Annotated in this window: 6 protein-coding genes; 4 read left to right on the top strand and 2 right to left on the bottom strand. The window is 43.2% G+C overall.

Annotated elements, in window-relative coordinates; genetic code table 11:
• Window positions 1-1,152 carry a sugar transferase gene (locus ABR189_RS08475; RefSeq protein ID WP_354660040.1) on the bottom strand — a complete coding sequence of 384 codons (1,152 nt, stop codon included), beginning with the start codon at window positions 1,150-1,152 and terminating at the stop codon, window positions 1-3.
• A 48-nt stretch (window positions 1,153-1,200) separates the two neighbouring features.
• Window positions 1,201-1,584, bottom strand: coding sequence for a response regulator (locus tag ABR189_RS08480; RefSeq protein WP_354660041.1), 384 nt, complete (start codon window positions 1,582-1,584; stop codon window positions 1,201-1,203).
• A 521-nt stretch (window positions 1,585-2,105) separates the two neighbouring features.
• Between ABR189_RS08480 and ABR189_RS08485 the strand changes: the two genes are divergently transcribed.
• The 4 genes from ABR189_RS08485 to ABR189_RS08500 all read left to right on the top strand — a co-directional run bounded on the left by ABR189_RS08485 (window position 2,106) and on the right by ABR189_RS08500 (window position 12,509).
• Window positions 2,106-3,290 carry a glycosyltransferase family 2 protein gene (locus ABR189_RS08485; protein ID WP_354660042.1) on the top strand — a complete coding sequence of 395 codons (1,185 nt, stop codon included), beginning with the start codon at window positions 2,106-2,108 and terminating at the stop codon, window positions 3,288-3,290.
• Window positions 3,291-3,354: 64 nt separating this feature from the next.
• Window positions 3,355-4,113, top strand: coding sequence for a methyltransferase domain-containing protein (locus ABR189_RS08490; protein ID WP_354660043.1), 759 nt, complete (start codon window positions 3,355-3,357; stop codon window positions 4,111-4,113).
• Window positions 4,101-5,183: an acyltransferase family protein gene (locus ABR189_RS08495; RefSeq protein ID WP_354660044.1), complete on the top strand. Its 1,083-nt coding sequence runs from the start codon at window positions 4,101-4,103 to the stop codon at window positions 5,181-5,183. Before ABR189_RS08490 ends, ABR189_RS08495 begins: the two co-directional genes overlap by 13 nt.
• 516 nt (window positions 5,184-5,699) lie before the next feature.
• Complete coding sequence (locus ABR189_RS08500) at window positions 5,700-12,509, top strand: fibronectin type III domain-containing protein (protein WP_354660045.1); 6,810 nt, start codon at window positions 5,700-5,702, stop codon at window positions 12,507-12,509.
• The last annotated feature ends 76 nt before the right edge of the window (window positions 12,510-12,585 follow it).

The following is a 12,585-nucleotide window of genomic DNA, read 5'->3' on the forward strand; positions in this document are numbered from 1 at the left end:
CTATACGTTCTCTTTCTGTATCAGGGCACCAGGTGTGTTTGCCAGGATACGCATATCATAAAAGAAGGAGTGTTTTTTCGCATAATCAATATCCAGTCCGATACGTTCATCTACACTCATTTCTTTTTTGCCTCTTTTCTTTACCTGCCACAATCCGGTAATGCCGGCAGGTGCTATAAATCTTTCCGCATATTTATCTGTAGTAAGTGTGGCTGCTTCATAAAGCGGTAACGGACGGTTTCCTACCAAAGACATATCTCCTTTCAACACATTCACCAACTGTGGAATTTCGTCCAGGCTGGTATTTCTTAAAAAGGCCCCAAACTTCGTTACCCTGGGATCATTGGTAAGTTTAAAGAAAACAGGGCCACTCTCATCGTTCGCATCATATTGGTTCAGATGTGTCAGGCTTTTCACCTGCTTATCTGCATCAGCTACCATGGTCCTGAATTTATAGAACTTAAACACCTGATAGCGTTTTCCTGCACGGGGAGCTGCATAAAATATGGCTCCTTTTGATTCCAGCTTGATAATCACGGCGATTACCAGGAATAACGGACTGGCCAGTATCAGTAAGGTACCGGACACACAGATATCAAATAACCGCTTGGCAACATAACTGGCCATGGCAGCACTTCCTTTCACTCCCACAGTGGCCGATGTCCGTGCCTCTGCCTGCCCTGCAGCGGATAATTGTTTTATTTTCTGCGCAAATAACAGGGTACTATTAAATGATTCCACATTGGTATTAGCTGTAATAATACCATCAATACCACCAGCTGCGATGAGCTTATCTTTATCGGCTTTGTTAACGGTTTCTTTGTATACAAACAATGGAATTTTACGCAGTTCATTACTGCTTTGTACATATTCCAGAAAAGGTTTGAAAATGCCGGATAGCTGATCCAGGTTGAAAATAATATACCCGGGCAATCCATTGGTATGCATTCTTTCCTTTAACACTCTTTTCACTACAGCGATATCATTTACCGTAATCGCCAATAATCCTGTTTGAGATAAAATATGACCGTACGCCTTGCTGCTGCCAATTGATAAATTGAATGACATGGCATTTATACCCGGTAGCGTGATGACGCGTGCCCGCGACTTCTCTTTTCTTACCGGTAAACGTAGTGGTAAATTGTAAATCATAATTTCAGGGCTTTACAAATTCGGTAATAAGACTATTTGCATTCATTATCAGGCAGTAACCGCATTGATGGTTAACTGTTGCATATTTCTATCAACTGTTGACATCAGGTTGATTGGGTCAAAAGGCTTTCTGATAAAATCAATTGTTTTATACGAGGAATCACCCTGAGGTGCTTCTGTGCCTGATAAAACAATTACGGGTACATCATTATACAGTTCATTACTATTCAGATGTCCGATAAGTTCCCAGCCATCAATATTGGGCATCTGGATGTCCGTAATAATAAGGTCTGGTTTATTCCCTTTAGCCAGCCAGAGCATTGCGCTCAGTCCGTCTATAGCAGACACCACTTTGTATTTTCTGCCAAGGAATGTTTCCAATAAATAACGTATCGGTGCACTATCATCAATAATCAGTATTGTTTTTTTCATTTAAATATTTTTAACGTTAACCACTAGATCTATCCCTTGCATACGCAGGCGGATAATTAAATATGTAAGTCTAAAAGCTTACATGGCGATCTTCCAGGAGGATTAGGTCAAAAAATCTAAAATGCTTTTTAGCATATAAAATCTAAACTGCCTAAAGCATAAAGACTTTCGGTTCCCAAGGGTTAAGGTTAAAGTATTGGAAATTCAGAGGAGATGGTTCGTAAGGAATTTAAAATTATTGATAAATATCGAGCCAAGCAAATTATTTACGATGAGGTTTTAACTCATGGGTGAATACGCAACAGATCATTATTTATCACTAATCTGCCGTAAAACTATAATAATAATCATTCTCTAATATTTAAAAATTGGTAAATGATCATTTTTTCTTGGTAAACGGTTGGAATTCGGAAGTAAATGCTTGTTTTTATTTGTTTCGCGTACCCTTTCTACGGCTTTGTAATTAAATTTGTTTTATAAGTTTGTTCTTCCTAACCCCCGAGTCCACCTAGTTTATATATATGAAAGCATTGATACTATTGTTTTTTTGCAGTTTTTTCGTCCTGTTTTACAATTATGTAGGCTATGGACTGCTGTTATATATATTAGTCAGATGTAAGCGTGCGTTTTCCCGGAAACAAACATTACCTGCCTCCCCTATGCCGGAGGTTACCCTGGTGATTGCAGCTTACAATGAAGAGGATTTTATTGCCCGGAAGATACAGAATACGCTGGAACTGGACTATCCCGAAGACAAACTTAAAGTAATCATGATCACAGACGGCTCTACGGACCGCACACCTGATATTATCCGCCCTTATAAAAGGGTACAATTGATGCATCAGCCGGAACGGAACGGTAAAACGGCTGCATTGAACAGGGCTATGCAGGAGGTAGACACCCCTATTGTTGTTTTTTGTGACGCTAATACCTTACTGAATAAAGCTGCTATCCTTCACCTGGTGAAACACTATGAAGATCCTACTATCGGGGGAGTAGCCGGTGAGAAGAAGGTATTACAAGGCGAAAATGATGGTGCTGCAGGTATGGAAGGCGTTTACTGGAAATATGAATCTACCCTGAAAAAGCTGGATGCAGCGCTGTACACTGTAGTAGGCGCTGCCGGAGAGCTGTTTTCCATCCGTACCGCCTTATACCAGCCGGTGGAACAGGATGTGATACTGGATGATTTTATTATTTCCCTGCGGATTGCGCAGGCTGGCTACCGGATTGCCTATGCACCGGATGCATATGCCATGGAGGCCCCCTCCTTTTCTATAGCAGAAGAGCACAAACGGAAAGTTCGTATCAGCGCCGGCGGATTCCAGTCCATTATAAAACTGGCCCCCTTGCTGAACATATTCAAATACCCCCTGTTATCCTTTCAGTATATTTCACACCGGGTGCTACGCTGGACGCTTAGTCCGCTGAGCCTGCCCGTAATGCTGATTACAAATGCACTGCTGGTGTGGAATGGCATGGGGGGATGGTACTTATTGATGCTGGTAGCACAGGTTGCCTTCTATCTGCTGGCCATAGGAGGATATTTTCTGGCAACCCGCTCCATAAAAATCAAAATCTTTTATATACCTTTTTATTTTCTGTTTATGAATGTAGCTATTTATGAGGGCTTTTTCCGGTATATCCGTAAGCGGCAATCCGCAGTATGGGAGAAAGCAGCCCGAAGTACGGCTGCGGTTTCATGATACAGACCCAAACTACGAAATGATATATTTTATCAACACCTAATTTCTAATCTTTTTCAGACAAATGAGTACCATAAAGAATCTGTTAAAACAGACCGCATTGCCGGTGTATCTCGAACTACGGGGGTTATACTACCAGGGCAATAAAGTGGAATGCCCCTGCTGTAAAGGCAAATTCTCCAGGTTCCTGGAGATTGGTTACAACAGACGTCCCGCACAATGCCCCAAATGCAGATCCAATGAAAGGGACAGAACCTTCTGGCTATTCCTGGAACGGTACCCTGGTTTCTTATTTCCCGGTATAAAAATGTTACATGTTGCTCCGGAAGAAATATTCTACAAGCGCTTCAGTAAAGATCCGTCCATACAATATACGGCTGGTGATAAATTTGTAAACAGCTACGAAAACACTTATCCGGATGATACCATCTACCTGGACATTACGGATATGGAAGGTATTGCAGATAATACCTACGATGTTATTCTATGCAGCCATGTGATGGGATGTATTCCCGACGACTGGAAAGCTTTCCGGGAAATGCTCCGGGTGCTGAAACCAGGCGGAAAGGCCATCATACAGGTACCTGTAAGAGAAGATCTGGCAGTTACTGAAGAGGATCTGTCTTTGACCGACAGCAACCAGCGCATCAGCCGGTTTGGAGATCCCAACTACGTACGGTTTTATGGCAGGGACTACGACCAGCGATTAGCCGCCCAGGGCTTTAAGACTAATTTTATACCCCTTACCGACATGCTGACCGATGAGGAAATCGTGCGTTATGGATTGGTAAGAACAGACGAAATTCACTTATGCAGCAAGTAATCAGCACTACGCCAACACCCATCAATGTGACCGCAAGCGGTATGCAGGCACCAGCCGGTACAGGCAAGTCATTTTTGAATTACATCCATTATTTCAGAGGGATATCCATCTTGTATGTGGTGGCTGCCCATCCACTGCTGAAGTGGCCCGAAGGCGATCCAACACAGCGTATACTGCATATCATCTTCCAGAACTCTACCGTGATGTTTATTTTCATTGCGGGGTACCTGTTTCAGCATCTTTCCAAAAACTTTGAATACAAGTCTTACCTGATCAAAAAAGTGCAGAACGTGATCTGCCCTTACCTGATCGTATCTATCCCTATTCTTATCTATCGCATTATCTACAAGGATGTACCCGGGTTTACCCTGGCGGTACATCCTGATTTTGCGACCTTCCCCATCGGCAGGCAGATTACGTACTATATGCTGCATGGGGCCCACATGCAACAGCTATGGTTTGTGCCGATGATCTCGCTGTTTTATCTGGGCTCGCCGCTCCTGATTTATATGGACCGGCATCCCCGGCTATATTGGCTGTTGATACCACTGTTCTTTGTATCGCTCTTTATTATTCAGCGGGCAGCCCTCGCAGAAACCTTCAAAATGGCCGCCCACTTCCTGTCGGCTTATATTTTTGGTATGCTGCTAAGCCATTACAAAGACCGGTTTATGGAAATTGCCAAAAAATACTGGCTGCTGATTACAGTACTGGCCTTTGCCAGCGTAATAGTCAACTTTTATATGCCGGCAAAATACTATGATACGGTAGACTATACCCAAAAGATCCTTTTCTGCTGCTTCTACATTTACTGGCTCTGGAAACTGGATAAGTATGTTCCCAAAATACTGGGCTTATTTGCCTCACTGAGTTTTGGGATCTTCTTTTTCCACTACCATTTTGTGCTACTGCAGCGACGGATCAGTTATATGTTCTATGGACATGAAATGCCGGGTACTTTACTGAACTGGATTTTGTGCTATCTGTCCATTATTATCCCAACTGTATTACTGCTTTTATTAGCCAAAAGGATACTTGGTAAAAATAGTAAATACTTTATAGGCTGTTAATTTTGAGGGATTTACACCTGCATCTGGATGCAACAAATAAATAATTTATTTAATTTATGCTTTTACCTGATGAATTTACACTGGCATTTCCAAGGCGTTCACGTCCGAATCCTATCTATTCACGGGTAATTTTATACATTTTACGAATTTCCATTAGCAGGATAATAATTTATTTATATCTTGCATCCAGTTTATTTCCAGGCTGCTACCTTAGCACAGTGGTAAGCCAGTAAGATTAAATCATAACCGGATTTCATTTACTTAAGGAAACAGTCACCTTTTCTTTCCATCTCCTATTACAAGCCAAAAGGCAGTTTACAGTACAACTATTGTTGCGTAGGATTCGTTGAGCCCCGGAGTAAATCGCCTCATTCTTTTTAGCCATCATATCCTTCGGAAGATCTGAGTAATGGATCATTAATGTATGTTATTGATCAAGTACTGAATGCAATTATCGCGTAAGCTTTAATGGAATTAGTCAATATATTTTCATTACCGGATACTCAATTATGATCTATGAATAAATTTTACCTTCTGCTATCCTTTCTCCTGGTGATCGGATTCAGTTCCTCCCAGGCACAGACAGGAGTCCTCAACCCCAATGATACGGTAGAGGATTACAATGCTGCCGCCCCACCTCCTACCCCCAACTGGGGTGTTTTGGCCAAATGGGTTAGAACGCCTCGCGTAAACTGGAACACGTCTTCTTACAAGTGCTATTTCTACAATGGCGTACAGTTCCGTTTAAAATTCCCCAAATCTTACCAGCATGGCGTAGCTGATGGTAAGAAATACCCCATGATCATTTTCTGGCATGGTGTAGGTGAAAAAGGCACTGTCTATGACAACGAATATCAGTTGTACCATGGTGGTGAACTTCACAAGAATGCAGTTGACAACGGGACTTTTGATGGCTTCCTGCTTTATCCGCAAAACCAGGGTGGTTTTTTCGGAAATGTACAGTTTGATGCCATTAAAGACCTGATCGTAAATTATATGATACCGGAAGTAAAGCTGGACCCTTACCGTATTATGGTACAGGGCCTTTCCGGTGGTGGTGGTGCCAGCTGGGATTTCATGAACCGTTATCCTAAGCTGGTGGCAGCAGCAGCCCCTATCAGCGCTGTTACCTATGCTATCAAAGATTTTATCCCCATCTTCAAATGGATCCCGGTATGGGAATTCCAGGGTGGTGCAGATACCAACCCACATCCCAGTGTAGCCCAGAATGTATACGAAGCTGCACAGGCTGCTGGTGCAAACATGAAACTGACCATATACGACGGTCTTGGACATGGTATATGGTACAATGCCTGGGGCGAAGCTGATTATTTCCCCTTTGCCAAACGGGCACACAAGGCTAACCCATGGCCATTATTTGGCAGGACAGAGTTTTGTCCTGGCGATCCTATTAATGTAACCCTGGGTGTAACCGAGGGCTTCGATCAATATGAATGGCGTAAAGATGGTAATGTAATTCCTGGTGCTACCAGCAATACCCTGGTGGTAACCAGCATCGGTGTGTATGATGTACGCCTGAGAAATGGTTCAGACTGGACTCCATGGTCTCCTATCCCTGTACAGATCAAAATTAAAGCGCCTACCGTTAGCTCCAATATCACAGTAGACGGATTAATGAGTAAGGTAATACCCGCTCCGGATGGTAGGGACAGTGTGGTACTGCAGGTGCCTGCAGGATACACTTCATATTTGTGGAAGAAAGTAACGGATCCTACTGTTTTAGGCACACAAAGAACATTGAGTGTAAAAGATTCTGGATTATATGTAGTGAAAGTGACTGAACAGTTTGGCTGCTCCAGCGAATTCTCTGCTCCTTTTAAAGTAGTAAAAGCCAGTGGTGCCAATGCGCCTGACCCTGCAACTAATGCCAAGGCTACCGCAGTGTCTAAAACAGAAATGACTGTTGAATGGAGCGAAAACCCCAATCCAGCTAATAACGAAACCGGATTTGAAATATACCGCGGTACCAGCGCCGGTGGTCCATACAAAATGATCGCCCTGGTAGGTGCGAATGTGCTGACCTATTCCAATACCGGTCTGAATCCAAATAGTACCTATTACTATATCATAAGAGCGGTAAACGAAAACGGCGCAGCTGCTGTGAGCAATGAAGCGGTGGGCACTACCCAGGTAGACAACACCCCTCCTACTGCTCCGGGCAACTTAACCGTAACGGGTACTACCAGAAATTCTGTTGGCCTTTCCTGGACACCATCAACAGATGATGTAGGCGTTACTAAATATGATATCTATGTAAATGGTGTAAAATTCTACACTGTTGATGATACACAAACTTCTTTCTCTGTCAACAACCTTACCTACAACCAGGTGTACACGCTTACCGTAAAGGCAAGAGACCTTACCGGCAACGTATCTACGCCTAGTAACCAGGTAACCGCTATGACGGTGAGCAGTGGTTTGAACTATAAATACTATACCGGTGCATTTACCGTATTACCTAACTTTAATGCATTGGTTCCTGTTAAAACAGGGGTTACTCCTACCGCTGATATCAGCGTGAGAACCCAGGATGATAATTTTGCCTTCCTGTGGGAAGGATATATTAATATCCCGGTTACAGGTAACTATACATTTGAAACCTATTCAGATGATGGTAGCAAACTGTACATCGATAATGGGTACGATTTTGCAGGTACAGCACTGGTAGATAATGACGGATTACATGGTGGCCAATACAAGGAAGGTACCATCTACCTCACAGCAGGTGCACATCGTTTTGCAGCTACCTTCTTCGAAGCTGGTGGCGGACAGGAAATGAAGATTTACTGGAAAAACACCGCTAATGGTGTAACCAGCAGACAGGAAATTCCTGCCAGCTACTTCCGTGACCAGGCCAACCTGGGCGGTACTGCTCCGGCTGCTCCTTCACAGATCAAAGCTATTACGGCCTCTTATAATAAGATTAACCTTACCTGGACAGATAACAGCAATAATGAAACCGGATTTGAAGTGTATCGTGCTACCAGCATGAGCGGACCGTTTGATATCATTGCTACTACCGCTGCCAATAAAGTAGCCTACGCTGATAGTGGATCACTTCAGCCACAAACTACCTACTATTATAAGGTAAAAGCAATTAACAAATATGGTAATTCCGGTTTCAACCCGGCTGATGCAGGTGGCTTGCAATATGACTACTATGAAATGTCAAGCATCAGCGCATTGCCTAATTTTAACAGCTTAACACCTGTTAAGAGTGGTTCCGTTGCCAACGTAACCCTCGACATCCGCAACAGGGACGTTAACTTTGCAGTGAAATTTGCTGGTTACATTACCTTGCCTACTACCGGAACATATACTTTCTATACTGCTTCTGATGATGGTAGTAAACTGTACATCGATGGTTTTGCCAGCGGTAACCAGGTTGTTAATAACGACTACCTGCAGGGTACAACAGAAAGATCAGGTACAAAATCCCTGTCTGCCGGCCGCCATGCCATTTATATCACTTACTTCCAGAGTGGTGGCGGATATTCCATGAGCGCCAGCTATAAAGGGCCTAATGGCTCCGGTATTGCCAAACAGCTGATTCCAGACGCTGCTTTCGACAACCCGAACATGAAAGCTACTACCCTGGCACTGCCAGCTATCCCTCAGGCACCAACTGTGCTGGCTACTACAGCAGTACTTTCAGACAGGATCAGTTTGAAATGGAATGATAATTCCACTACTGAAACTGCATTTGAAATATACAGGTCTGTAAATAATAACACTACTTACAAACTGCAGGCTACTGTTCCGGCTAATGCCACAGCTACTGCAGCCTATACAGATACTGCCCTGTTTGCCAATGTAACCTATTACTACAAAGTAAGGGCTATCAATGTGGGTGGTAATTCTGCTTACTCCAATGAAATCAATGCACAAACCCTGAACAGTGTTCCGGTATTGAATGATCTGCCTAACCGCTTCATGCATTACGATACACAACTGTCCGTAAATGTAAGTGCTGTTGATCCGGATGGAGAACCCGTAACACTTACTGTTACCAACCTGCCTGCATTTGGTTCATTTACAGACAATGGTAATGGTACCGGTACCATCCTCTTTAACAACCCATCTGCTGCTGCACAGGCTGTTTATCCGAATATCACGGTAAAAGCTACCGATCAGCACAGTGGTGTTGCTACCAAAGTATTCCAATTAACGGTGAATGCTAATTATGCTCCGATATTAGGTACTGTACCAACTACTACCATCAACGAGCATACTACTTCCCAGATCAATATTGCTGTTACCAATGATAACGGAACAGATAACCTGACCTGGACTTTTACCGGCCTGCCTGCTTTTGCATCTGCAGTTTCAACCGGTAAAACAACCCAGATCACCCTGACCCCAGGCTATACCGATGCAGGTACTTATCCGGTAACAGTGAAAGTATCTGATGGTGTAGGTGGTGAGGATACCAAGAGCTTTAATATCGTGATCAACGATGTGAATCCAGGGTTCTCTGTATATGTAAACTTTAACGATCTGAACAACGATGCACCGGCACCATGGAATAATACCCATAAAGTACCAGTGGCTCAGAATGATGTATTCGGTAACCTGAAGGATAACAATGGTAATAATACAGGTTATGCCATCAAGATCATGACACCATGGCAAACCATTAATGGTGGTAGCAATGCCAACAACTTAGGCGTACGTACCGGTAATAATTCCGGTGTTTACCCTGACAACGTAATGGCTAGCTCCTACTTTACCACTTCAGTAAAACAAACATTTAAAGTAACCGGACTGAGTGCCAGCTACAAATACAATTTCTCCTTCACTGGTAGCCGTGGTGGTGTAACCGATAACCGTACTGCCAACTACACTATCAATGGCACTACCGTTTCTTTGAACGGTACAGGTAACTCTGCCAATAAAGTAACCATCAGCAATGTAAGTGCAGATGCAAATGGTGAAGTGTCTGTAGACCTCCAGGGGGCTCCGGGAGCTGTTTATGCACATATCAATGCAATGGTGATCGAAGCCAAGTATGATGACGGTACTGCACCTGCCAAACCAAGGAATTTTGCCGCCAGAAATATACCAACCGGTATGAGGCTTTCCTGGACAGATGCTGCCTACAATGAAACAGCATATGAAGTGTATAAATCCACTGACTCACTGGGTACTTACCAGTTACTGAGCCCTCTTGGAAATGAAAATGACACTGCTTATACTGATAATGCGGTAATTGCAAACACAAAGTACTTCTATGCTATCCGTGCCACCAATTCATATGGTAACTCACCATTTAGTGACACGATTGCCATAGTAGCTGCCAACAGGGCACCAGTAATGAATACCCTGAGCAATGTTTCCATGAAAACAGATGATGTGTTGAGTATTCCAATTACTGCAACAGATGATCCGGGAGACATACTGACTATTTCAGCAACCGGCTTACCTGCATTTGCTACCTTAAATAACACGGGTAATGGTGCAGCTAATTTAGCCCTCGCTCCTACCAGCTCTTACATAGGTACCTATAATGTTACCGTAACCGCTGCTGATAATCATGGTGGTACCAGCAGTCAGTCCTTTGTTATCTCTGTGAGAGATAAAAATATGGTTTCCATTTATGTAAACTATAACCAGACAAGTCCTGAAGGTGCACCATGGAATAACTTTAACGGTTTACCAATCGCCAACAGGAACATTACCAATATGCTGGATGAAACCGGTGCTGCCAGTGGCGCTACCATTACCCTGATAGATGCACTTACCGGTGCAAACAACGTGGGTGCTGTTACAGGCAACAACTCAGGTATCTACCCGGATAATGTAATGAGTACTTTATATTATGATCAGACCAATACCGCGAAGAGAATCAGGATTACCGGTTTATCCGCTGCCCGTAAATACAACCTGGTATTCTTTGGCAGCCGTGCAGATGTTTCTGACAACAGGAACACAATCTACACAGTGGGTACACAGTCTGTAACACTGAATGCAGCAGGTAACACCAGCAAAACTGTTCAGATCAATGGTCTGACACCTGATGCTAACGGTGCAATTGAATTTACTATCAAACAGGCTACAGGTTCTGCCTTTGCTTACCTGAATGCCATGGTAATACAATCCTATACAGATAATGGCCTGCCATTATCACCTGCAAACCTGACCGCTATTGGTAAATCAAGGACCTCTATCCAACTGGATTGGAGTAATAAAGCCAGCAATGCTACAGGTGTGGAAATCTACCGTTCAACTGCTGTTGATGGTACTTATAGCCTGGTAACTACCGTAGGTGCTACTGTTGCTACTTACCTCGATAATAACCTGACCGAAAGCACCAGGTACTATTATAAAGTAAGAGCGAAAGCGAATACTGTATTCTCAGAATATGGCAACATTGCCAGCGGCGCTACCTTCAGCTATTCCGCAAAGATCAACATCAACGTAACCAGCCCTGAACCGGCTCCATGGAATAATACCAATTCATTACCATTTGCAGGTCAGACGCTGAGCAATATCAAGGATGAAACCAACGGTAACACCAGCATGGTGATGACCATTGTACAGAACTTTTCAGGTACCAATCCTAATGGTGTGGTAACCGGCAACAACTCAGGTATCTATCCCGATAATGTAATGGCTGCCTCCTACTATGTAGATAAAGGTGATACTGCTAAAGTTACCTTCTCTGGTCTGAACCAATCTATGGCTTACTCCTTCGTATTCTTTGCAAGCCGTATAGGTGGTGGTGACAGGGTGAGTGCTTATACCATCAATGGTAAAACAGTAACCCTCAATGCGAAAGATAACAGCAGTCAGACCGTTCAACTGGACAACATCGTTCCGGATCAGGATGGCGAAATTCACCTGTCTGTTTATGTGGCACCGAATGGTCAGTACGCTTATCTGAATGCCCTGGTAATAAATGCTTCGCCAAAAGAAGATAATCCTAATGGCAGTGGTTCATTAATAGGTGCAGATAACAACCGTACAAACGCTGGCAGTCTTATCAGCAGCAATAATATGGTGGTAACTGATCCATCTTCTAAATCTATTGCTGAAGAGATTACAATTGAAAATGTATACCCTAACCCGGTTACTTCCTTTGTAAATCTGCTGGTGAAGAATGAAGGCAAAGCGAAAGATGTGGTGATCAAAGTATTTGACCTTAGTGGAAAAATGATCTTTGTGAAAGCAGGTATCCAGTTGCCAGGTGGTACACAGTTGATCCGTGTGGATTTCAACAGCAATGTTCCTCCAGGTGCTTACTTATTACAAATGCTGACTTCAGAGAATAAGAGAGTGAAAACAGTGAAATTGATCAAGAACTAACAAGTTAATCCGGTCACTAAAAAATCCGGTCTAACCAGCCGGATTTTTTAGTGACTTTTAGATTAGATTATTTTAT

This window comes from Chitinophaga sp. H8 (assembly GCF_040567655.1).
GTDB classification, from domain to species: Bacteria; Bacteroidota; Bacteroidia; order Chitinophagales; family Chitinophagaceae; genus Chitinophaga; species Chitinophaga defluvii.